A 22588-nucleotide genomic window follows, 5' to 3' on the forward strand; every position below is an offset into this window, starting at 1 on the left:
TTATCTGGAGTTCAGAGCTTCCTGCCAGAATCGAACTGGCGACCTTCTCATTACGAGTGAGACGCTCTACCAACTGAGCTAAGGAAGCAACCGGCTGAATGGTCCGGGAGGCCCGGGCGCTTCATGCCAGAGATAACTGTAGTTGAGTCCTCCGGCCCGGGTCAAAATGGCGGCCGTGCGGCTCAGCAGACGGTGTTGTCCGCGGGCGTCTTGCCATCCACGAGGTAGCCGTCCACGGCGTTGCCGACGCAGTCGTTGGAGCGGCCGTAGGCCGTGTGGCCCTCGCCCTCCCACGTCAGCAGCGAGGCCGTGCCCAGCTGTTTGCGCAGCTCGCTGGCCCACTCCACCGGGGTGGCCGGGTCGCCGGTGGTGCCGATCACGAGGATGTCGGTGGAGCCTTTGTAGTCAACGGGTGCCGGCGTGCGGACGTTCTGGTGCGGCCACTCCTTGCAGCTGGTGCCACCGTACGCAAAGTAGGAGCCGAGGGTGGGGGAGTCCTGGCGCAGCTGCTGTTCGTCCGCGCGCATTCCCTCCGTGTCCGTCACCATGGGGTAGTCCAGGCAGTTGATGGCGGTGAAGGCGAAGGTCGAATTCCCGGAGTAGCTGCCGTCCGGTTCGCGGTCGGCGCCGAAGTCGGCGAGCCGCAGCATCGGGGACACGTCGCCCTTCATCGCGCTGCCCAGGGCCTGCGTCAGCAGGGGCCAGTTGTCGTCGTTGTAGAACGGAAGGATGAATCCGCTGACGAACATGGAGGCGTTGACCATCCGGCCGTCCTTCGCGGCCCGCGGATCGGCTTCCACCGCGTTGATGATGTCCCGGATCTGCCCGACGGCGTCTTCCGGGGTGCCGCTGAGCGGGCAGCCGCTCTGGTCGAGGCAGTGCGTCGCGTAGGCCAGGATGGCCTTCTCGAACGCCCTGGCCTGCCCGCGGGTCAGTTCCTCGTAGCTCAGCGACGGGTCCATTGCCCCGTCCAGGACCATCCGGCCCACCGTGTCCGGGAACAGGGAGGCGTAGGTGGAGCCGAGGAAGGTGCCGTAGGAGTAGCCGAGGTAGTTCAGCTTCTCGTCATTGAGTACCCCGCGCAGGATGTCGAGGTCCTTGGCGGCACTTGCGGTGTCAAGGTGGCCCAGGACCGGCCCGGTCTTCTCCGCACACTTGGCCGCGATCGCCTTGTTGTCGGCGAGGGCCTCGGCCAGCCCGGCGTCGGTGTCGAGTTTGTAGGTCTTCTCCCGGGAGGCGTCGCGCTCCTGGTCGGTGAGGCAGGTGACCGGGGCGGAGCGCTTCACGCCGCGCGGGTCAAATCCCACGATGTCGTAATTGGCGCGGACTTTCTCCGAGATGTTGGTGGCGCCCGCGTCCCGGACGAAGTCGTAGCCGGAGCCGCCCGGGCCGCCCGGGTTGACCAGGAGGCTGCCCTTCTTGTTGTTGCCCTTCGTGGAGAGTTTCAGCGCTGCGATCCCGATGCTGTCGCCGTCGGGCTTGCTGTAATCCAGCGGGACCTTGATGGTGGCGCACTGGAAGTCGGACTCACACGGGGCCCAGTCGACCTGCTGGGTGTAGTAGCTGCGGAGCTCGGCGGGCGCGGCGTCAGCGATCTCGGGCTTGGGTGTGCTGCTGCTGTTGTTCTGCCCGCCGTTGCCACCGAAGAGCGTGCACGAGGACAACACCAGGGCCAGGGCCATGGCGCCGGCAGCCCGCACGCCGATCGCTAGGGATCGGGATCTGGCGGGCACGGCTCGTGCGGACTTCATACTGTTCTCCTAGGTGGATCGGAACGGAGCGACGGACGGCAGCTTCCCCGCCGGACGCGGCCGGCAACCGGCCGGTTCACCGGGAAGGGGTCACTTAATGATCCCTCAGATAAGGCTGGCGGCCATGGACTCGACGGCCAGCAGCGGCGCCACGTTGGAAGTGGTGATCCGGATGCGGGCCTTGTTGATGGCGTCCATGCGGGCAAGGGTGGTTTCGGGTGATGAGTGGCGGGCGAACTCAACAAGTTCACTCTGAAGCTCAACGTTGACCAGCTCCACGGCGTTCCCCATCTGGATGATCAGCACATCCCGGTAGAAGGACAGCAGGTCCGTCAGCGTGCGGTCCAGGGAGTCCGTCACCGACCGCTTGGCACGGCGCTTCTGGTCATCTTCGAGCTGTTTGACCTGGCTCCGCATGGCGGGTGGCAGCGTGCCGCTTTCGGGCGCTCCGAGGGTGGCGAGCAGGGCGGCTTTTTCGGCGGCGTCACGCTCCTCGTTGGAGCTGTTGGCTTCCTCGGTGGCGATCTTGACGAGTTTCTCGGCCATGAGCACCGCGGCGGTCACGCCTCTGAGGCCCAGCGGAAACCGCACCGTCGCGAGCCGCCGTTCGCGGGCTTCAGGGTCCCGTGCCAGGCGGCGCGCAATGCCGACATGGCTTTGCGCCGCCCGGGCCGCCCGTTCTGCGACGGCCGGGTCGATGCCGTCGCGCTTGACCAGCAGGGCCGCGACGTCGGCCGCGGGCGGGAGCCGCAAGGCGACCGGGCGGCACCGGGACCGGATGGTGACGAGGACGTCGGCCGGCGAGGGCGCGCAGAGCATCCAGACAGTGCGGGGGGTGGGTTCCTCGATGGCTTTGAGCAGCACGTTGGTGGTGCGTTCGGCCATCCGGTCGGCGTCCTCCACCACAATGATCCGCCAGCGTGCCGAGGAAGGCCGGTTGCCGGCGGTGGCCACCAGGTCGCGGGCTTCGTCGATGGTGATGGTGACCTTTTCGGTGCGCACAAAGGCGACGTCGGAGTGCGTCTCGCCCAGAATCGTCTGGCAGGCCGCGCACTCGCCGCAGCCGCGCTGCCCGACGTCGTCCTGGTCGCAGTTCAGGGCGGCGGCAAAGGCCTTCGCCGCGTTGGACCGGCCGGACCCCGGCGGGCCGGTGAACAGCCATGCGTGGGTCAGGCCCTCACCCTGGGCGGCCTGGCGCAGCTGGTCCACGACGGCAGGCTGGCCCTGCAGGTCGTCCCAGACGGTCACGCCTCCACCGTCCGGGAAAGGGGCAGCAGGGACTCCACCCGGGCCAGGATCCGCGCGGCCAGTTCGTCGACAGGGAGGCGGGCGGGCAGCACCAGGTAGTGCTCCGGCCGGGCCGCGGCGAGGTCGAGGAAAGCGGTACGGATCCTGGCATGGAATTCATCGGCCTCGGATTCCAGCCGGTCTTCAGCCGCGTCGCCCGCCGTCCGGCGCCGGCGGCCAACCTCCGGCTCGACGTCGAGCAGCACGGTCAGGTCCGGCTGCAGGCCCGAGGTGGCCCACTGGTTGATGTCCCGGACGGCGTCGGTGCCGAGGTCGCGGCCGGCGCCCTGGTAGGCGACCGAGGAATCGATGTAGCGGTCGGTGAGGACAATCTCCCCGCGCTCAAGGGCGGGGCGGATGACCTGGCTGGCGTGGGCGGCGCGGGAGGCGGCAAAGATCAGGGCCTCGGTATGGGCATCGATGTGGCCGTGGCCGTGGTCCAGCACCAGGGACCGCAGCTTCTCCCCGATGGGGGTGCCCCCGGGTTCCCGGGTCCGCAGCACTGCAAAGCCGCGCGACTGGAGGGCCGCGGCCAGCTCCGCCGCCTGGGTTGACTTGCCGGCACCGTCGCCGCCTTCGAACGCGATGAACAGTCCGGAATTCTGGGTGGTCACTTCTCTAGCCTACCGACAATCCCTGACACAAATGCCCCCGGCGTAACGCCTTCGGTACCCGGCCGGGCACCCCAGTACCCTGTCACCATGAGTCTTTCCGAAGAACAGGCAGCCGCGCTCAGCGCAGAAACGGTCGTTGTGGCGGCGGGCCGCCCGCCGCGGGAACGCGACCAGCCCGTCAACCAGCCGCTGGTGCTGTCCTCGACCTATTTCGGCACGGGCCCGCTGGGCGACGGCGACCGCGGCTACGGCCGCTATTCCAACGCCACCTGGGACCCTTTCGAGGAAGCACTCGGCCAGCTGGAAGGGGCCGAGCTTCCCGGCCTGCTGTACGCCTCCGGCCTCGCCGCCGCCAGTTCGGCCCTGTCCCTCGTTCCGGCGCAGGGAGTGCTGGTGATGCCCTCCCACAGCTACGCCGGTTCCCTGGTGATGGCCACGGAGCTCGCCGAGAAGGGGTTCCTGGAGCTCCGCACGGTGGACATTGCGGACACCGACGCCGTGAAGGCGCTGCTCGCTCCGGCGGACGGGAGGCCCGCCGACATGCTCTGGCTGGAAAGTCCCACCAACCCGATGCTCGGCGTCGCGGACATCCGTGCGCTGACGGCCGCCGCGCACGCAGCCGGTGCCATCGTGGTCACGGACAACACGTTCTCCACCCCGCTCGTACAGCAGCCGCTGGCGCTGGGGTCCGACGTCGTCCTCCACTCGGTGACCAAGTACCTGTCCGGCCATTCCGACGTCGTGCTGGGCGCCCTGGTGACGTCCGACGCCGGGCTCCGGTCCACGCTGCTGCACCACCGGACCATCCACGGCGGCATCGCCGGCCCGATGGAGGCATGGCTGGCCCTGCGCGGGCTGCGCACCCTGGCGCTGCGCGTCGAGCGGTCGCAGGCCTCGGCCGCGGTGCTGGCCGAACGGCTGAGCGCACACCCCAGGGTCGGCAGCATCCGCTACCCGGGGCTGGCCTCGGATCCCGGCCACGAACGGGCCAAGAGCCAGATGAAGGGTTTCGGCTCCATCCTGTGCATCGAAATGGCCCCCATCGGCGGCAGCGGAAACACGAGCAGCGGCACCGGCGCCATGAGCGGCGCCATGAGCGGCGCCGAGGCTGCGGACCGGATGATCCGTGCCCTGAAGCTATGGCTGCCGGCCACCTCGCTCGGCGGAGTGGAGTCCCTGATCGAGCGGCGGCGCCGGCATACGGCCGAGCCGGTGAGCGTGCCGGAGAACCTGGTCCGGCTGAGCGTCGGAATCGAAAACGTGGAAGACCTTTGGGCCGATTTGGAGCAGGCCTTGGGCACGCTGGGCGGCTAGGCTGGGGGGATGGACGGAAGAGCGCTTATTTACTATGTCGAAACCGGGATCTATTTTCTCCTGGCCCTGGTAGCCCTCGCCCTTGAGGTGTGGGCCTTCTTCGACTGCCTGCGGCACAAGGCGAACGCCTTCGAAGCCGTGTCCAAGCGCACCAAGACCTTCTGGCTGGCCGTCACCGGCGGCGCCATGGCAGTGGGCCTGCTCTCCCTGCTGGGCGGCGGCGGAGGCCTCCTCGGCCCGCTGGGGCTGTTCGGCCTCGTCGCCGTGACCGCGGCGTCCGTCTACCTCGCCGATGTCCGCCCGGCCGTCAAAGACGCCGGCCGCGGCGGCAGCCGCAACATGGGCCCCTACGGCCCCTGGTGAGGTGCCACGGCCTCCCAGCCGACCGTTAGTTCGCCCAGCCGCCACCGGGCCGCGCCGTCCATCACCGGCCAGCCGCCGTCGCGCAGTGCCCGGCACATCGCCGTCCAGCGCTGCCGGTTGCCGAACGCGGCCAGGGGCGCCGCCTCCAGCCAGGCCCGGTCCATGGCCTGCAGGAAGTCGCGGATCCGCTCGCCCGGCACATTCCGGTGGATGAGGGCCTTCGGCAGCCGTTCGGCCACGTCCGAGGGCAGCGCAAAACTGCCGAACCGCATGGACAGGCTCAGGCTCAGTGGCCGCTCCGCGTCCAGCGCCACCCATGTCACCCGGCGGCCGATCTCGTCGCAGGTGCCGTCAATGAATATTCCGTCCGGCGCCAGCCGCCCCTGAACCAGCCGCCAGATGGCCGCGACGTCGGCCTCCTCGTACTGCCGCAGCACGTTGAACGCCCGGACCAGGACGGGCCTGCCGGGCACCGGCAGCTCGAAGCCGCCCAGCTGGAAGCTCAGGCCGGGCCGTTCCAGTTCCTTGGCCAGCCGGACCCGCTCGGGCTCGATCTCGACACCCACCACACGCACATCCGGCCGGATCCGCGACAGCCGGTCAAAGAGTTCGACGGCGGTCGCCGGGGACGCGCCGTAGCCCAGGTCCACGGCGAGGGGATCGGCGGCAGCGCGCAGCCGCCACGCCTGCGGTCCCGTCAGCCAGCGGTCCACCCGCCGCATCCGGTTGGGGTTGGTGGTGCCGCGGGTCACGTTGCCCACCGGCCTGCCCGCGCGGGTTCCGCCGGCCGGCGTTCCGTTCTTGTCGCCATGGCGTTGTCCCAGGGGATGGGATTGCGGGGCAACCACCCGCTCAGCCTTCTGCACCACACAGCAACCCTATCCTCCAACGCGGGGTCAGTCCCCGCCCATGCGGCGCCCCGGGACGGGCCGGGAGTGTCCCCGCGTTGGGGTGTGGCGGGGCCGATGTAACGCGCGGCACTGCCGGGGGCCGCTCCGCTAGGATGAAAACCATGACTTACAAGCTGATTCTGCTGCGCCACGGCCACAGCGAATGGAACGCCAAGAACCTGTTCACCGGCTGGGTGGACGTCGACCTCAACGACCAGGGCCGGGCCGAAGCGGTCCGCGGCGGCGAGCTTCTTGTGGAGAACAACCTCCTCCCGGACGTCCTGTACACCTCCCTGCTGAAGCGGGCCATTAACACGGCGAACATCACCCTCGACAAAGCCGACCGCGGCTGGATCCCCGTGAAGCGCGACTGGCGGCTCAACGAGCGCCACTACGGCGCCCTGCAGGGCAAGGACAAGGCCCAGACCCTCGCCGAATACGGTGAAGAGCAGTTCATGACCTGGCGCCGGTCCTACGACACCCCGCCGCCGCCCCTCGATGACAACTCCGAGTTCTCCCAGGCGCACGACCCGCGCTACGCGGACCTCGGCGACGCTCTGCCCCGCACCGAGTGCCTCAAGGACGTCCTGGTCCGCCTGCTGCCCTACTGGGAGTCGGACATCAAAGCAGACCTCAAGGCCGGCAAGACCGTCCTGGTCACCGCCCACGGAAATTCCCTGCGCGCCCTCGTTAAGCACCTCGACGGCATCAGCGACGAAGCCATCGCGGGGCTCAACATCCCCACCGGCATCCCGCTGGTCTACGACCTGGACGAGGACTTCAAGCCGCTGAACCCGGGCGGCACCTACCTCGATCCCGCGGCCGCCGCCGAAGCCATCCAGGCCGTGGCGAACCAGGGCAAGAAGTAGCCCTTCGAACTACCGCACGTACGACGCCGGCCGGTCACCCCTGAAGGTGACCGGCCGGCGTCGTACGTGTTGCTGGAAGTATCAGATGTGTTCGATGCCGTTCGGCTGCCAGGCGCCGGTCACCAGGTACGTGACCTTCTGCGCCACGGAGACGCCGTGGTCCGCGAACCGTTCGAAGTAGCGGCTGGCCAGCGCGACGTCGACGGTTGTAGCGGGGGACTCGTTCCAGTCGCTGCGGGCGATCGCCTTGAAGACGCTCAGGTGCAGGTCGTTCACCACGGTGTTGGCCTTCATGATGTCCCGGGCCACTTCCAGGTCCCGGGTTTCCAGCAGCACCGTGACCTTCTCCGCGATGAACAGGTCCTGCTCGGCGAAGCTCTTGAACGTCGCGCGCAGCTGCTCGGGGATCACGGTGGAGGGGTAGCGCAGGCGCGCGAGCTGGGCGAGGTGGCGGGCCAGGTCGCCCATCCGCTCCAGCGAGGCACTCATGCGGAGGGAGCCCACGATCATCCGCAGGTCGCTGGCCACCGGGCCCTGCAGGGCGAGGATGTCGATGGCCCGCTCGTCCAGGCTGTTCTGCAGGAAGTCGATCCGCGCATCGGCAGCGATGACGTCCTCGGCCAGGTCAATGTCGGCGCCGTCAAAGGCAGTCGTGGCTTTCTCGATGGCCTCACTGACCAGCTTCGAGATTTCGACGAGCTGTTCCCCCACTTGGACGAGCTCTTCCTGAAAAACCTTGCGCACGTGTGCGTCCTTTCTTCGGAAACAATGCCGCCACCAGGAGTGGCCGGCTCATTTCGATTCACCTCTCGGCGCTCCAACGGTCAAGTCTTCCAGCGCCGGGTGAACTGTTACGCCCCAATAGGTGAACGTTAGCTGAACCGGGACGGGAATAGGGGGAGATTTCAGTTTCCGGCACGGGGCAGAGCATAAGCTGGAGCCGTGGATCCAATGCTCATCGGCGTGATTGCCGGCCTGATCGGCCTGTCGCTCGGCGTCTTCGGCGTGCTCGCGTTCCGGGTCAGCGAGCAGCAGCGGAAGCTGGTGGACGTTGAGTTTGAGGACCCCTCGCTGCCTGAGGGCGCCGCCGAGGTGCTGGCCGCCGTCGGCCGCGCGTTCGTGGTGGTCGACGCGATCGACGGCGTTGTCCGTGCCAGCCCCGCCGCCTACGCCTACGGCCTGGTGCGCGGCCATACCCTGGTCCACGAGCAGCTGCTGGAGATGACCGCCAAAGTGCGGCGCGACGGCGTCATCCTCGAACGGCTCCTCGAACTCCCGCGCGGCCCGCTGGGGCAGGGGACCATTGTGGTCCAGGTCCGGGCCGCCGTGATCGCCGAAGAGTACATCCTTCTGCTCGCCGACGACCGGACAGAGGTCACCCGCACCGAGGAGGTCCGGAACGACTTCGTCGCCAACGTCTCCCACGAGCTGAAGACGCCGGTCGGAGCCATCTCGCTGCTGGCCGAGGCCCTGGAATCCTCGGCGGACGACCCGGAGGCCGTGCGCCGCTTCGCCAAACGCACGCACAAGGAATCCGCCCGGCTTGCCGCCCTGGTGCAGGACATCATCGAACTGTCCCGGCTGCAGGGCGCCAACGTCGCCCAGCAGGGACGGGCCGTGGACATCAACACGGTGGTCACCGAAGCCGTGGACCGGTCCCAGCTGCCGGCGGAAAGCAAAAACATTGAGCTGGTGGTCGGCGGCCGGACCGACGCGATGGTCTACGGCGACCAGGACCAGCTGGTGACTGCGCTGCGCAATTTGATCGACAACGCCATCCGCTACTCCCCGGAGAACACCCGGGTGGGGATCGGCATCCGTTCGAAGGACGGCCTCGTGGCCGTGTCCGTGACGGACCAGGGCGAGGGGCTCAGCCCCGAGGACCAGGAGCGGGTCTTTGAACGCTTCTACCGCGTCGACGCCGCGCGGTCGCGGCATACCGGAGGGACCGGCCTCGGCCTCAGTATCGTCAAGCACGTCATCGCCAACCACGGCGGCGAGGTGACCCTCTGGTCACAGCCGGGCCATGGCTGCACATTCACCATCCGGCTTCCGGAACTGGAAGGCCAGGAGCCCGACGGCGCCGACGCCCAGAACCCAAAACCGATCCGAAGTGACGCCGCAGGCGCCCATGAGCAAGGAGCAACCGCTTGAGCAGGATTCTAGTTGTGGAGGACGAGGAGTCCTTCAGCGACCCCCTGTCCTACCTGTTGGGCAAGGAAGGATTCGAGGTGGAGGTGGTCGACAACGGAATTGACGCCATCACCGAATTCGACCGCAACGGAGCCGACCTGGTGCTGCTGGACCTGCAGCTGCCCGGACAATCGGGCACGGAAGTCTGCCGGCAGCTGCGGCAGCGCTCGTCGGTGCCGGTGATCATGCTGACGGCAAAGGACGCCGAGATCGACAAGGTGGTGGGCCTGGAGCTGGGCGCCGACGACTACGTCACCAAGCCCTACTCATCCCGGGAGCTGGTGGCCCGCGTCCGGGCCGTGCTGCGCCGCCAGGGCGAGCCGGAGGAACTGGTGTCCAGCACCGTCCAGGCGGGCCCGGTCCGGATGGACATTGAACGGCACGTGGTCACGGTCAGCGGCGAGCAGGTTTCGCTGCCGCTGAAGGAATTCGAGCTCCTGGAGATGCTGCTGCGGAACTCCGGCCGGGTGCTGACCCGGGGGCAGCTGATCGACAGGGTCTGGGGATCGGACTACGTGGGGGACACCAAAACCCTCGATGTCCACGTCAAGCGTCTGCGCAGCAAAGTCGAGCCGGACCCTTCGGCTCCCAGGCACTTGATTACGGTGCGCGGCCTGGGGTACAAGTTCGACCCCTAAAACAGGCCCGGCTAGCGGCTAGCCCGCCCACGAATAAGCCTGCAGACACAAAAGGAGGGGCACCCGCGCGGGTGCCCCTCCTTTTGTGTGCGGACGCTAGTGGTCTGCGCCGCCCGTCGGCGACGGGGTGGACGTCGGCGTGGCCGAGCCCGTGGGCTCGCTGCCGGCCGGCAGGTACTGCTTGTAGTCGGTGATGGTGCCGTCCACCACCGGAACCTTGAACGTGGCGTTCTGGTTGGTGCCGTCCTCGGAGACGCGGACCTCGACGAGGGAGCCCGGGTTGCCGCCCGTGGTGCTGAGGATCGCCTCGTCCGTGGAATCGTTGAGCAGCGTGTAGGAGTTCTGCTTGACCGGGACCTGCGTCTGCGACCCGCCGGCGCCGGCGATCACCAGCGTGACGTCCTCGGAGGAGGAATTGTAGACGGCGCCGATCACACGGCCCGGCTTGTCCTCGCCGCCGGAGACGATCAGCATGTTGCGCAGCTGGAGCGGGCCGACGTTGGCCTGCGTTCCGTCTGACGCCGCGTACGTCATGGTGGTCGCCTGGGGGTTGATGTAGCCGCAGCCGGTCACGGACAGCAGGCCGATGCCCAGAGCAGCCGTTGCCATTGCCAGCTTGCCGCGCTGGCCCCGGTTCATCGCAGTGAAACCCACGTCACGCACTCCTTGAGAGTCTTGGAACATTCTTCAGCCATAGCCTATCGGCAATCCCCGCCAAACGATGATTCGAAGCGTACACATTGCCCCGGGCCGGGCGCAGGCGGGCCGCCTGCGGGGGATGTCGCACACCCTTGGCAAAGGCATGCCCATGCACTAATATCCGCTTTCGTCAAGGGGTCCAGGAGGGCCGATTTGGCCCATTTTCCGCGTATTCATGCGGTTCTTCGGCCCGTTCCATGCCAGTCGTATGCCTTAACCGTGATAAACTGGTCTGCGGGAAAGGGGAATGTTTACATGGTTTTTGAGGTCGGCGAGACAGTAGTTTACCCTCACCACGGTGCAGCGAAAATTGAAGAAATCAAGATGCGCACTGTCAAGGGCGAAGAGAAGATGTATCTCAAGCTCAAGGTGGCCCAGGGTGATCTGACCATTGAAGTTCCAGCAGAAAACGTTGACCTTGTTGGGGTTCGTGACGTAGTGGGCAAAGAAGGTCTGGAGCACGTGTTTGAAGTGCTGCGGGCCGAGTTCACTGAAGAACCCACCAACTGGTCGCGTCGATACAAGGCAAACCTGGAGAAGCTTGCTTCCGGTGACGTCATCAAGGTGGCAGAGGTCGTCCGCGACCTGTGGCGCCGCGATCACGATCGGGGTCTCTCCGCAGGAGAGAAGCGCATGCTGGCCAAGGCCCGCCAGATTCTGATTTCAGAACTGGCGCTGGCTGAGAAGACTGATGAAGAGAAGGCTGCAAGCGTTCTCGACGAGGTTCTGGCTTCCTAAGCACGAGTCGAACAGACAAGAATTAAACCCCGGTGGCGACAAGGCCGCCGGGGTTTCTTTTTTGTGCTGACGGCAGGAGGTAGCCCGCTGCGGGGACGCGGGACGTAGTCTTGTGGCCATGGACTCTGCACCGACCAATACGCCACCGGCCGCCGCCCTCACCGCGGTCGTCGTCGTGGCCGCCGGCTCCGGCGAACGCCTGGGCTACGGCATGCCCAAAGCCAAGGTCCCCCTCGGCGGGGACAGCATCCTCACCCACGCCCTGCGGGGCGTCGCGGCCGCAGGCGTCGCGCGGCAAATCTGCGTCGCCATCCCGCCCGGCGACCCGGAGCTCCGGAACCTCTGTGAAACGTTCGCGCAGGAGCTCGCGGTGGAAGGCCCGCAGGCGCCCGCGCCGGGGGTTGCCGTGCAGCTCCCGGCGGTGACCGTCGTCGACGGCGGCGCCAGCCGCGCCGACTCGGTCCGCGCCGCGCTGGCGGCGCTCCAGCCGGAGATCGAGGCGGTCCTGGTCCATGATGCAGCCCGCGCGCTGACCCCGGAGGCCGTCTTCCACCGGGTGTCCCGCGCACTCGCCGCCGGCGCCCAGGCCGTCATCCCCGTCATCCCGGTGGTCGACACGGTCAAGACCGTGGAAGCGGCCGCGGCCGACGCCCCCGCCCCCGAACTCGTCACCGGCACCGCCGCCCGGGAGGCCCTGCGGGCCGTGCAGACACCGCAGGGATTCCAGCTGGCCACCCTCCGGCGTGCCCACGCCGCCGCGGCGACGTTCGACGCCGGCCAGGCAGCTGCCGTGACCGACGACGCCATGCTGGTGGAACTCCTCGGCGTCCCCGTCCACGCCGTCCGCGGCGCCAGCCAGTCGCTGAAGATCACCACCCCGCTGGACCTGATCATCGCCGAGGGCCTCCTTGAGGGCCCGCTGGGCGCGCGCTGGGTGGAAGGCTGAGCATGTCCCACCACCACAACGCCCCGCTGCCCGTCATCCCCCGGACCGGAATCGGCATCGACGTCCACGCCTACGCACCCGAGGACGCACCCCAGCCGCTCTGGCTGGGCGGCCTGTTCTGGGAAGGGGAACGGGGGCTGTCCGGCCACTCCGACGGCGACCCCGTGGCCCACGCCGCCGCCGACGCCCTGTTCTCCGCCTGCGGCGTGGGGGACCTCGGGACGCATTTCGGCACCGACCGGCCGGAGTACGCCGGGGCCTCCGGCGCGACCCTGCTGGCGGAGGCCGCGCGGATCGTCCGCGCGGAGGGCTTCGAGATCGGGAACATCGCCGTGCAGTTCGTGGCCAACCGGCCCAAGTTCGGCCCGCGCCGGGAGGAATCCCAGCGGGTCCTGAGCGAGGCCGCCGGCGCCCCCGTCAGCGTCTCGGCCACCACCAGCGACGGGCTCGGCTTCCCGGGCCGCGGCGAGGGCATCTCGGCCACGGCCACGGCCCTGGTGTACCCCGTCCGCTCGGCGTCTGAAGAGTCCGTCGCCTAGGCTTAACGCAGATCCCCTTTCCGCGAGACACCAGGAGACTCCCCGTGACCAAGCTGCTGCCCGCCGTCGTCCTCGTGGCCGGACTGCTGCTGACCGGCTGCGCCGCGACGCCAAAGATGAGCGTCCAGGACAGCTGCGCGTTCCTCAACCAGGACACCTTCGTCCCCACGGGAAACCAGCAGCAGCAGGCGGACCAGATTTCCAAGCACTACCAGGAAGTCGCGGACAAGGTGGCTCCCGAGGTGGCGGCGCCCATCCAGGAGATGGCGGACGTTATGAAGGACGTCGCCGGTTCTTCGCTCGGCGCCAAGAGCGAGGAACAGAACAAGCAGCTGGCCGAACAGATGAACAAGATCGGCGAGTACTGCAAGTAGGCGCCCGCGCGCCGTCCGCACCCCGGGGGCCGGGACCTTTCGGCTAATCTGGAGCGGTGACCCTGCGCTTCTATGACACTGCATCCGCCGAAGTCCGCGACTTCGTCCCCCTGGTTCCGGGCAAAGTGAGCCTCTACTACTGCGGCGCCACGGTGCAGGGCATGCCGCACGTCGGGCACATCCGCTCCGCGATCGCCTTCGACCAGCTCACCCGCTGGCTGCAGTACCGCGGATTCCGCGTCACCTCGGTCCGCAACGTCACCGACATCGACGACAAGATCCTCGCCAAGTCGGCGGACTCCTTCGCCCCCGGCTTCGAGGACGAACCCGGCTCTGTCCGCGAGGAGGAATGGTGGGCGCTGGCCTACCGGTACGAGCAGGAATTCCTCAAGGCCTACGACACCCTGGGCGTCTCCCGCCCCACCTACGAACCCCGGGCCACCGGCCACATCCCGGAAATGCACGCCCTCATCCAGCAACTGATCGACCGCGGGCACGCCTACCCGGCCCTCGATGCCTCCGGCGACGTGTACTTTGACGTGCGCTCCTGGGACAAGTACGGCTCCCTCACCCGGCAGAAGATCGACGACATGCAGGGGGCCCCGGACGCGGACCCCCGGGGAAAGCGGGATCCCCGCGACTTCGCGCTCTGGAAGGGCCACAAGGCGGGGGAGCCGGCGACAGCGGCCTGGGCCTCGCCGTGGGGCACCGGCCGTCCGGGCTGGCACCTTGAATGCTCCGCGATGGTCACCAAGTACCTCGGCACCGAATTCGACATCCACGGCGGCGGGCTGGACCTGAGGTTCCCGCACCACGAAAACGAGATGGCCCAGTCCCAGGCCGCCGGACACGGCTTCGCCAACTTCTGGATGCACAACGGCATGGTCACCTACGCCGGCGAGAAGATGTCCAAGTCCATCGGCAACACCATCAGCCCCGCCGAAATGCTGGAACTCGCGTCGGCCCGCGTGGTCCGGTACTACCTCGGCCAGGCCCACTACCGCTCGGTGCTGGACTACCAGCCCACCTCCCTGCAGGAAGCGGCAGCCGCCGTCGAACGCATCGACGGCTTCATCAGCCGCGCCCTCCGGACCCTCGCCGGCACCGACGGCGGTTCTCCCGCCACCGTTGGCTTCGCCAGCCACGGCATCGTGCCGGACGCTTTCGCTGCCGCGATGGATGACGACCTCAACGTCCCGCAGGCGCTGGCGGCCCTGCACGACACCGTCCGCGCCGGCAACACGGCGCTCACCGCCGGAGAACTCGACGGCGCCCGGGCCGCACTCGCCAGCGTCACCGACATGCTGCGTGTCCTGGGGCTCGACGACGCCGCCGGGCCCGCGGTGGACCAGCAGAGCTCCGACGCCCTCGGCGTCCTGATCGAGGCCCAGCTCGCCGCCCGCGCCCAGGCCCGCGCCAGCAAGGACTGGGCCGCCTCGGACGCCATCCGCGACACCCTCGCCGCTGCCGGCGTCGTCGTCGAGGACGGCCCGGACGGCGCCAGCTGGAGCCTCAAGCGCGGCTGATTCCCTGCGCCTCACGGCGCGGGACCGCGGTCCCTCCATCCCTCGCGGTCGAGGATTTAACTCGAGTCAGTAGACTGGAGTTCAGACTTATCAACAAATCGCGTAGTTAAAAGGGTGGAAATCATGGCCAACAACGGTCGCCGGTCGGTCAAACTGAAGAAGGGCCCCACCGTCGGAACCGGCGGTCACGGCCGCAAGGCTCTCGAGGGCAAGGGGCCGACGCCCAAGGCGGAGGACCGCCCGTACCACAAGGCCCACAAAAACAAGCAGCTCGCCGAGCGCTCCGCCGCGAAGCGCCCCGGCGCGCCGCGCAACGCCGGCGCACGCTCGGGCCCCAAGGGCCGCGCCACGGAGGAAGTGGTCACCGGCCGCAACTCCGTCGTCGAGGCGCTGCGCGCCGGCATCCCGGCCAAGGCACTGCACGTCGCCATCCGCATCGAGATGGATGACCGCGTCAAGGAGTCCCTCAAACTCGCGGCCGAGCGCGGCATCCCGCTGCTCGAAACCGGCAAGCCGGAGCTGGACCGGATGACCGACGACGCCATCCACCAGGGCCTGGTGCTGCAGATCCCGCCGTACGAATACCAGGACGCCTACGAGCTCGCGGAGGAAACCATCGAGGCCTGGAAGAAGGGCCACGTCGCCAACGCGCCGCTCTTCGTAGCCCTCGACGGCATCACCGATCCGCGCAACCTTGGCGCGATCATCCGTTCGGTCTCGGCGTTCAGCGGCCACGGCGTCATCGTTCCGGAACGCCGCTCCGTCGGCGTCACCGCCTCGGCGTGGAAGACCAGCGCCGGTGCCGCCGTCCGTGTCCCGGTGGCGCGCGCTGCCAACCTGAACAACACGCTGAAGGCCTTCAAGAACATGGGCATCTATGTTCTTGGCCTCGACGGAGACGGCGACGTCTCGCTGCCCGACCTCACCCTGGCCACCGAGCCGGTCTGCATCGTGGTCGGTTCCGAAGGCAAGGGCCTCAGCCGCCTGGTCCGTGAAAACTGCGACCAGATCGTCTCCATCCCGATCGACTCCGCCATGGAATCCCTCAACGCCTCCATGGCCGTCGGCATCTCCCTCTACGAGATCTCCCGCCAGCGCTCAGCGAAGTAACCTTCGGTTACCGCCGGGTCCGGCTGCGCCTTAGTCGTGGCTGGGTCGGCCGTCACCGGAGCTTTGCCGTCGCCTAGACGTGGTTGGGTCCGCCGGAACCGGAGCTTTGCCGTCGCTTAGACACCTCCCGGCGCTCCACTCGGCCGCGGGCGGCCTCGCTCCGCTCTGGTCGGCGATGCGCTCCTTGCAAAACTCCGGTACCGGCTCAGACGCTCCCTCACCTTTCGCGGGAATTATCGAATCGCTCTCTCACTTTTGGCGGGAATTAACTAAGCGCTCCCTCACCTAGGGTGGGCAAACGGCAGGCGCTCTCTCACATCAAGTGAGGGAGCGTCTTCCGTTAAACGCCTAAAGGTGAGGGAGCGTCAGCCTGCTGACCGCGAGAGGTGCGGGAGCGTCTTTCCCAAGTACCCCGACGTCGGGTGGACATTCGAGCGGGCAGCGGGGTCTTGCTAAGGAGCGCATCGCCGACCAGAGACGGATGAGGCCGCCCAGCGGCCGAAGTAGGCGGCGGGAGGTGTCTAAGCGACGGCAAGGCGCCGGTGTCCGCGGGAGGTGACGACAGGGAAGGTGACAACAGGCGAACCCGCGGCGGGCTTAGAACTTGTGGCGGTTGGCGAGGACCGGGAGTTTGGTGCGGGCTTCTTTGACGGCTGCGGGGTCCAGGTCGGCGAACAGCAGGCCGGGGGCGCCGTCGAGCTCTTCGAGGACTTCGCCGAAGGGGGAGACGACGGCGGAGTGCCCGACGCCGGTGGGTGCTGCACCCTTTGGCTCGAGACCAACGCTGGCGGGGTCGCCCTGGCCGCAGGCGAGGACGAAGGTGGTGGAGTCGGCGGCGCGGGCGCGGGCCAGGAGCTTCCACTGGTCGGCCTTGCCGGGACCGGATCCCCAAGAGGCGCAGATGATGTTGACGTCGGCCCCGCGGTCGGCGTTCTCGGTGAACAGTGCCGGGAAGCGGATGTCGTAGCAGGTGGCCAGGCCAAAGGTCACGCCGTTGTAGTCGAAGGTGACCGGTTCGGTGCCGGCGTCGACCGTGTCGGACTCCGCGAAGCCGAAGGCGTCAAAAAGGTGGATCTTGTCGTAGCTGGCCTCGAGGCCCCGGCCGGTGACCAGCAACGTGTTGCGCACCTTGCCGCCGTCGTTCCCGCGGCCCGGAGTAAACATCCCCGCGACAATCACAATGTCCTGGTCCGCGGCGATGGCCCGCACCCGGGAGGCCCATGGTCCGTCCAGCGGCTCAGCGATGTCCAGCAGCGAGTTGCCGAAGGCCCGCATGGTGGCCTCCGGGAAGACCACCAGCTCCGCACCGCCGGCTTTGGCCCGCGCCGCGTAGTCCGCCACAAGTGCCAGATTGTCGGCAAGGTCGCGACCGGTGATGATCTGAGCGAGTGCAATCCGCACTGTTACCTCCATTTTCGGCGTTGATTCCAGTATGCAGTGCGCCTATTACGTACACTGCCTATCGTCAGTTAAACCGGAACGGGCCATTTGTTCGGCCCCGCTAAACTTTAAGCAATGGTCATGCCCTACGTAGACACAGCTTCCACCGTAGACGCCTCCCGCGCGTTTCCGCTGGGAATCAGCGTTCCGGCCACCGGTTCGCCGGTAATGGACGATCCTCGGGGTGCCTTCGCGAACGTGGCGGTTTTCGCGCCCGGTGTGACCACATTGGAGATCGCCTACCAGGCGCCCGGCGGGGCGTGGCAGCTGAAAACGCTGCCCAACGTGACCGACGGCGTCCACCACGGCATCGTCGAGGGCATCCCGGTCGGTTCGCGCTACGGGTTGCGGGTGTCCCCGGAGCATGAGGCGCTTCCGCTGTCCATGCCCGCCACGGACTTCGACGCCGACGGCGCGCAGCCCCTCCTGCTGGACCCGTACGGCCGGGCCGTGGACGAGCGCGAAAATCTCATCACGAGTGTCCGGATGGACAGCGGCTTCGACTGGGGCGCCGACCGCAGCCCCCGGGTGCCGTGGCGGAACACCATCATCTATGAGGCCCACGTCCGCGGCCAGACGAAGCTGCACCCGGACGTCCCCGAAGACCTCCAGGGCACCTACGCCGGCCTGGCGCACCCGGCCATGATCGAGCACCTGATCTCGCTGGGGGTCACCACCGTCCAGCTCCTCCCGGTGCACTTCCACGTGGACGAACCGCACCTGCAGAACCTCGGCATGACGAACTACTGGGGCTACAACACCGCCGCGTTCTTCGCCCCGCACCCCGGCTACGCCACCGAGGCGGCGCAGGCCGCGGGGGCGCAGGCGGTCCAGGACGAGTTCAAGGGCATGGTCAAGCTGCTGCACGCGGCAGGTCTTGAGGTGGTGCTCGACGTCGTCTACAACCACACGGCCGAGGGCGGCAGGGACGGCCGCACGCTCAGCTTCCGCGGCCTGGGCGAGATGACGTATTACCGCAACGACGGCCACGGCAAGTACGTGGACACCACCGGCTGCGGCAACAGCCTGAACTTCGGCGAGCCCCGCGTGGTCCAGCTGGTTCTGGATTCCCTGCGCTACTGGGTGAACGAATTCCACATCGACGGGTTCCGTTTCGACCTCGCGGTCACGCTGGCCCGCAACGCTGCGAACGAATTCGACCCCCGGCACCCGTTCCTCGTCGCGATCGGCGCTGACCCGGTACTGTCCGCGACGAAGCTCATCGCCGAGCCCTGGGACGTCGGCTACGGCGGCTGGCAGACCGGCCGGTTCCCGCCCGGCTGGGTGGACTGGAACGACCACTTCCGCGACGCCGTGCGCAGCTTCTGGCTCGCCGACCGCGCAGCGATCGACGCCGGCGGGCAGGGCGGGTCCGTGGCGCGCCTGGCGGACGCGCTCTCCGGCTCCGCGAGCCTCTTCGAACCGTCCGGCCGGTCGCGGCTGGCCTCAGTCAACCTGGTCACCGCCCACGACGGGTTCACGCTCGCCGATCTGGTGTCCTACGACCGCAAGCACAACGAGGCCAACGGGGAACAGAACCGTGACGGCCACGGCGACAACCGCAGCTACAACCACGGGTTCGAAGGCCCTACGGAGGATGAGGACATCCTCGCCCGCCGGGCGCAGTCCAGGCGCAACCTCATGGCGTCGCTGATGGTGTCCCAGGGCGTGCCCATGATCACCGCCGGGGATGAGATCGGCCGCACGCAGCAGGGCAACAACAATGCCTACTGCCAGGACAACGCCATCACCTGGATCGACTGGACCAGCACGCCCGAGTCGCACGCGATGCTGCGCAGCACCAAACGTGTGATCCGGCTCCGCAAGGAGTTCCTGGCCGGGCAGCCCCACGACTACCCCACACGCGAGAAGCAGTCCTACTTCCACTGGTTCGACGAACACGGCGAGCCCATGGAAGGCGAACGGTGGCACGATCCCGGGCACCGGCTGGTGCAGCTGCTCCTGGGGTCCGACGACGGCCACGTGGACGGGCTGGTGGTGGTCAACGGCAGCCCGCGGGACGTCAAGGTCACCCTTCCGCCGCTCAGCAACGAGGACGGCACCGGCCACCGGCTCTTCGAGCTGCGCCTGACCACCTCCGAGCTCCACGACCGGCGCCAGGGCATCCGGGTCGCCGCGGGGGAGCGCGACGTGGTGCAGGCCAACTCCATCAACATCTACCGCACGTAGTCCGGCGGTGCCCATCCGGGCACAGCGGAACAGGCAACCATAAGGAACCCATGAAGATCTACTCCGCAGACACCTGGACCATTGAGGAACTGCAGGCCCTAGCGGCCGACGCCGGCCGGCGCACTGTGCTGGTCCCCGCCGCTGACACCAGGCGGACCGTCCTCGAGACCTTCGCGGAGGTCCTGGACTTCCCGGAGGACGACGAGGCGGACCTCGACGCGCTCAACGACTCGCTACACGATTTCGCCGACGCGGTTGCCGACGACGGCCAGGGCCCGGCCACGGTCATCTGGGAAGTCCCCGCCGCGTTCCGGGCCGACCGCTCTTTCGGCGTCGTCTGCGAGATCCTGCAGGACGCCGAACGCTACGCCGGAAAGAACCTGGCCGTCACCGCCGTCTGCCTCTAAGCCGGCAACAGACAACAGCGCCGCACCCCGGGCTGCCGGGGTGCGGCGCTGCTGTCGGTTGGCGGGTGGTGGCAGGCCCTAGGCGTTGACGATCAGGCCCAGTTCCGCCTTGGACGCGAGGCCCGTGTGCTTCGGGAGCACCCGCACCGTGTAGCCGAAGGAACCGGACCGGTCGATCACCACGGTGCCGCTGAAGAGGTGCCGGCCCCTGCCCAGGTCTTCAATCGCCTTCAGCTCCGCCACCGTGACGTCGGCCAGTTCGTCGCTGTCCTCCGCTTTGCCGTACGCCACCTCGACGGCGACGTCATCCGGCGTGAGCTCCCGCAGGGACACGTACGCGTTGACCTGGAGCATGTCGCCGATCTGCGGGTCCTCGGAGACGCCCACCGAGTCCACATGCTCCACCTGGATCTGCGGCCAGGCGGCCCGGACCCGGGACGTCCAGGCCGCGAGGTCCTTGGCCTCGGCGAAGTTGCCGGCCATGGCCCGCCGGCCGGCGACGGCGGCCGGGCGGTAGAGGATGTTGACGTAGTCCTTGAGCATCCGCTCCGCGGAGACCGCGGGGCCCAGGTGGGACATGGTGTGCTTGATCATCGAGACCCAGTGGGTGGGGACGGCCTGCGGGCCGGACTTTGACGGCCCGGCAGCGCCCGCGCCGTCGGAGACCGTGAGCCCGTAGAACCGCGGGGCCACCTGGGTCTCCAACAGCTCGTACAGCGCTGCCGCTTCGATGTCGTCGCGTTCCTCGGGGGAAGCGCCGTTGTTGGCGGTCGGAATCGCCCAGCCGTTTTCGCCGTCGTACATCTCGTCCCACCAGCCGTCCAGGACGGACAGGTTGAGCGAGCCGTTCAGGGCCGCCTTCATGCCGGACGTGCCGCAGGCCTCGAGCGGGCGCAACGGGTTGTTCAGCCAGACATCGCAGCCAGGAAAGAGGGTGCGGGCCATGGCGATGTCGTAGTTAGGCAGGAAAGCGATGCGGTGCCGCACCGCCGGGTCGTCGGTGAACCGGACCAGGTCCTGGATCATCTTCTTCCCCGCGTCATCGGCCGGGTGCGACTTGCCGGCGATCACCAGCTGGATCGGGTGGGTCTTGTGCAGCAGCAGGGCCTTGAGCCGCTCGGGCTCGCGCAGCATGAGGGTGAGCCGCTTGTACGTCGGCACCCGGCGGGCGAAACCGATGGTCAGGATGTCCGGGTCCAGCACGGAATCCGTCCAGGCGAGTTCGGCGTCGGCGGCACCGCGCTTCTTCCACGCGGCGCGGAGGCGGCGCCGGACGTCCTCCACGAGGGTCACGCGCATCTCGCGGCGGAGCGCCCAGACTTGTTCGTCGGTGACGTTGTAGGTGAGGTCCCAGCGGCCCTGCTCTTCCGCGTCGGCGCCGAACTGGTCGCGGGCCAGGGCGGAGACCCGCGGGTCCACCCAGGTGGGGACGTGCACACCGTTGGTGACCGACGTGATCGGCACTTCGGCGTGGTCGAACCCCGGCCACAGGGCGGAGAACATGCCGCGGGACACCACGCCGTGCAGCTTGGCCACACCGTTGGCGCGCTGGGCCAGCCGCAGCCCCATCACCGCCATGTTGAACACAAACGGGTTGCCGTCGGTGTAGTCCTCGCGGCCGAGGTCCAGGATCCTGGCCACCGGCACGGCGGGCGCCAGCCCGGCGTCGAAGAAATGCTGGATCTGCGAGACCTCGAAGCGGTCGATGCCGGCCGGGACCGGGGTGTGGGTGGTGAACACCGTCGAGGCGCGTCCGGCGGCCAGCGCTTCTTCCCAGCTCAAGGGGTCCGCAGCGGACATCATTTCCTGGATGCGCTCCACGCCCAGGAACCCGGCATGGCCCTCGTTGGTGTGGAACACTTCCGGCGCGGGGCAGCCGGTGAGCTCCTGGAACGCGCGCAGGGCCTTGACGCCGCCCATGCCGAGCAGCAGCTCCTGCTGGAGGCGGTGGTCCCCGCCGCCGCCGTACAGGCGGTCGGTGATGCCGCGCGCGGCCTCGTCGTTCCCCGGGACGTTGGAGTCCAGCAGCAGCAGCGGAACACGCCCGACGTCGGCGCGCCAGATGTGTGCCAGCAGCTTGCGGCCGTTCGGGAGCGGGAGCGATATCTGGAGGGGCTTGCCGTTGCCGTCGGGCGAGGCCTCGCGCAGCAGGGTCAGCGGCAGCCCGTCCGGGTCCAGAACGGGGTACGTCTCCTGCTGCCAGGCGTCGCGGGACAGCGACTGCTTGAAGTAGCCGGCCTGGTACAGCAGCCCGACGCCGATCAGGGGCACGCCCAGGTCCGAGGCCGCCTTCAGGTGGTCGCCGGCCAGGATGCCGAGGCCGCCGGAGTACTGCGGCAGCACCTCGGTGATGCCGAACTCGGGGGAAAAGTAGGCGATGCACGCCGGGGCGCCGTCCCCGAGGCTCTGGTACCAGCGGGGCTGCTCGAGGTACCGGTCAAGGTCATCGGCGGCGGCGTGGACCCGGCGCACCACGTCCTGGTCCGCGGCGAGGCGCTGCAGCTCCTCCCTGCTGACCAGCCCGAGGAATCTCACCGGATCGTGGGAGCTGTCAGCCCACACCTTCGGGTTCAGGCCTTCGAAAAGCTGCCGCGTGGGCAGGTGCCACGACCACCGGAGATTGGTGGCCAGCCGGGCGAGCGGCCGGATCGGTTCGGGAAGAACGGTTCGGACGGTAAATCTGCGGATTGCCTTCACCTG

The 22588-nt window shown here is 68.2% G+C and carries 21 protein-coding genes and 1 tRNA gene; 13 read left to right on the forward strand and 9 right to left on the reverse strand.

The features are described from left to right. Nucleotides 1–15: 15 nt before the first annotated feature. The 4 genes from ACTWQD_RS03960 to tmk form a co-directional block, all read right to left on the reverse strand. A tRNA-Thr gene (locus ACTWQD_RS03960) sits at nucleotides 16–88 on the reverse strand. Between the two features lie 94 nt (nucleotides 89–182). After that, complete coding sequence (locus ACTWQD_RS03965) at nucleotides 183–1751, reverse strand: alpha/beta hydrolase (RefSeq protein ID WP_443194869.1); 1569 nt, start codon at nucleotides 1749–1751, stop codon at nucleotides 183–185. 105 nt (nucleotides 1752–1856) lie between these two features. Next, nucleotides 1857–2999, reverse strand: coding sequence for a DNA polymerase III subunit delta' (locus tag ACTWQD_RS03970; protein WP_443194870.1), 1143 nt, complete (start codon nucleotides 2997–2999; stop codon nucleotides 1857–1859). Further along, entirely contained in the window at nucleotides 2996–3652 is a 657-nt protein-coding gene (gene tmk / locus ACTWQD_RS03975) for a dTMP kinase (protein ID WP_443194871.1), read from the reverse strand. The genes ACTWQD_RS03970 and tmk overlap by 4 nt, the downstream gene beginning before the upstream one ends. An 87-nt stretch (nucleotides 3653–3739) precedes the next feature. Between tmk and ACTWQD_RS03980 the strand changes: the two genes are divergently transcribed. Beyond that, nucleotides 3740–4966: a trans-sulfuration enzyme family protein gene (locus ACTWQD_RS03980; protein ID WP_443194872.1), complete on the forward strand. Its 1227-nt coding sequence runs from the start codon at nucleotides 3740–3742 to the stop codon at nucleotides 4964–4966. Nucleotides 4967–4975: 9 nt separating this feature from the next. After that, nucleotides 4976–5329: a DUF2516 family protein gene (locus ACTWQD_RS03985; protein WP_066433487.1), complete on the forward strand. Its 354-nt coding sequence runs from the start codon at nucleotides 4976–4978 to the stop codon at nucleotides 5327–5329. On the opposite strand, the gene ACTWQD_RS03990 is transcribed toward ACTWQD_RS03985, so the two are convergent. Further along, nucleotides 5314–6198: a class I SAM-dependent methyltransferase gene (locus ACTWQD_RS03990; RefSeq protein WP_443194873.1), complete on the reverse strand. Its 885-nt coding sequence runs from the start codon at nucleotides 6196–6198 to the stop codon at nucleotides 5314–5316. The two genes, ACTWQD_RS03985 and ACTWQD_RS03990, sit on opposite strands and share 16 nt — an antisense overlap. Before the next feature lie 143 nt (nucleotides 6199–6341). Between ACTWQD_RS03990 and ACTWQD_RS03995 the strand changes: the two genes are divergently transcribed. Beyond that, a complete protein-coding gene (locus ACTWQD_RS03995; RefSeq protein ID WP_443194874.1) occupies nucleotides 6342–7088 on the forward strand; it encodes a phosphoglyceromutase in 747 nt (248 codons plus the stop codon). A gap of 81 nt (nucleotides 7089–7169) precedes the next feature. Here ACTWQD_RS03995 and phoU read toward each other — a convergent pair whose 3' ends face one another. Then, nucleotides 7170–7832, reverse strand: coding sequence for a phosphate signaling complex protein PhoU (gene phoU, locus ACTWQD_RS04000; protein WP_443194875.1), 663 nt, complete (start codon nucleotides 7830–7832; stop codon nucleotides 7170–7172). A gap of 207 nt (nucleotides 7833–8039) precedes the next feature. Here phoU and ACTWQD_RS04005 point away from each other — a divergent pair, with 207 nt between their 5' ends. Both ACTWQD_RS04005 and ACTWQD_RS04010 read left to right on the forward strand, forming a co-directional pair. After that, nucleotides 8040–9242 carry a sensor histidine kinase gene (locus ACTWQD_RS04005; protein WP_443194921.1) on the forward strand — a complete coding sequence of 401 codons (1203 nt, stop codon included), beginning with the start codon at nucleotides 8040–8042 and terminating at the stop codon, nucleotides 9240–9242. Next, nucleotides 9239–9919, forward strand: coding sequence for a response regulator transcription factor (locus tag ACTWQD_RS04010; protein ID WP_066433497.1), 681 nt, complete (start codon nucleotides 9239–9241; stop codon nucleotides 9917–9919). Before ACTWQD_RS04005 ends, ACTWQD_RS04010 begins: the two co-directional genes overlap by 4 nt. Nucleotides 9920–10015: 96 nt before the next feature. Here ACTWQD_RS04010 and ACTWQD_RS04015 read toward each other — a convergent pair whose 3' ends face one another. Further along, nucleotides 10016–10558 carry a hypothetical protein gene (locus ACTWQD_RS04015; RefSeq protein ID WP_443194922.1) on the reverse strand — a complete coding sequence of 181 codons (543 nt, stop codon included), beginning with the start codon at nucleotides 10556–10558 and terminating at the stop codon, nucleotides 10016–10018. Nucleotides 10559–10873: 315 nt separating this feature from the next. On the opposite strand from ACTWQD_RS04015, the gene ACTWQD_RS04020 reads away from it, so the two are divergent. The 6 genes from ACTWQD_RS04020 to rlmB all read left to right on the forward strand — a co-directional run bounded on the left by ACTWQD_RS04020 (nucleotide 10874) and on the right by rlmB (nucleotide 15851). Further along, entirely contained in the window at nucleotides 10874–11356 is a 483-nt protein-coding gene (locus ACTWQD_RS04020; protein ID WP_024367191.1) for a CarD family transcriptional regulator, read from the forward strand. 118 nt (nucleotides 11357–11474) lie between these two features. After that, nucleotides 11475–12302 carry a 2-C-methyl-D-erythritol 4-phosphate cytidylyltransferase gene (gene ispD, locus ACTWQD_RS04025; protein WP_443194876.1) on the forward strand — a complete coding sequence of 276 codons (828 nt, stop codon included), beginning with the start codon at nucleotides 11475–11477 and terminating at the stop codon, nucleotides 12300–12302. Between the two features lie 2 nt (nucleotides 12303–12304). Beyond that, nucleotides 12305–12841: a 2-C-methyl-D-erythritol 2,4-cyclodiphosphate synthase gene (ispF, locus tag ACTWQD_RS04030; RefSeq protein WP_443194877.1), complete on the forward strand. Its 537-nt coding sequence runs from the start codon at nucleotides 12305–12307 to the stop codon at nucleotides 12839–12841. A gap of 44 nt (nucleotides 12842–12885) precedes the next feature. Beyond that, nucleotides 12886–13215, forward strand: coding sequence for a hypothetical protein (locus tag ACTWQD_RS04035; RefSeq protein ID WP_443194878.1), 330 nt, complete (start codon nucleotides 12886–12888; stop codon nucleotides 13213–13215). A gap of 56 nt (nucleotides 13216–13271) precedes the next feature. Beyond that, nucleotides 13272–14741, forward strand: coding sequence for a cysteine--tRNA ligase (gene cysS, locus ACTWQD_RS04040; RefSeq protein ID WP_443194879.1), 1470 nt, complete (start codon nucleotides 13272–13274; stop codon nucleotides 14739–14741). 123 nt (nucleotides 14742–14864) lie between these two features. After that, entirely contained in the window at nucleotides 14865–15851 is a 987-nt protein-coding gene (gene rlmB / locus ACTWQD_RS04045) for a 23S rRNA (guanosine(2251)-2'-O)-methyltransferase RlmB (protein ID WP_443194880.1), read from the forward strand. Nucleotides 15852–16448: 597 nt separating this feature from the next. Here the strand turns inward: rlmB and ACTWQD_RS04050 are convergent. After that, nucleotides 16449–17252: a carbon-nitrogen hydrolase family protein gene (locus ACTWQD_RS04050; protein WP_443194881.1), complete on the reverse strand. Its 804-nt coding sequence runs from the start codon at nucleotides 17250–17252 to the stop codon at nucleotides 16449–16451. Nucleotides 17253–17366: 114 nt separating this feature from the next. Between ACTWQD_RS04050 and glgX the strand changes: the two genes are divergently transcribed. After that, on the forward strand, nucleotides 17367–19481 hold the full coding sequence (gene glgX / locus ACTWQD_RS04055; protein ID WP_443194882.1) for a glycogen debranching protein GlgX: 2115 nt from the start codon (nucleotides 17367–17369) through the stop codon (nucleotides 19479–19481). Nucleotides 19482–19531: 50 nt separating this feature from the next. Then, complete coding sequence (locus ACTWQD_RS04060; RefSeq protein ID WP_443194883.1) at nucleotides 19532–19888, forward strand: barstar family protein; 357 nt, start codon at nucleotides 19532–19534, stop codon at nucleotides 19886–19888. 78 nt (nucleotides 19889–19966) lie between these two features. On the opposite strand, the gene glgP is transcribed toward ACTWQD_RS04060, so the two are convergent. Then, nucleotides 19967–22585 (reverse strand): alpha-glucan family phosphorylase, encoded by a 2619-nt coding sequence (gene glgP, locus ACTWQD_RS04065; RefSeq protein ID WP_443194884.1) that lies wholly within the window; start codon nucleotides 22583–22585, stop codon nucleotides 19967–19969. Between the last annotated feature and the right edge of the window lie 3 nt (nucleotides 22586–22588).

Source organism: Pseudarthrobacter sp. 1C304 (assembly GCF_052245515.1).
Taxonomy (GTDB): domain Bacteria; phylum Actinomycetota; class Actinomycetes; order Actinomycetales; family Micrococcaceae; genus Arthrobacter.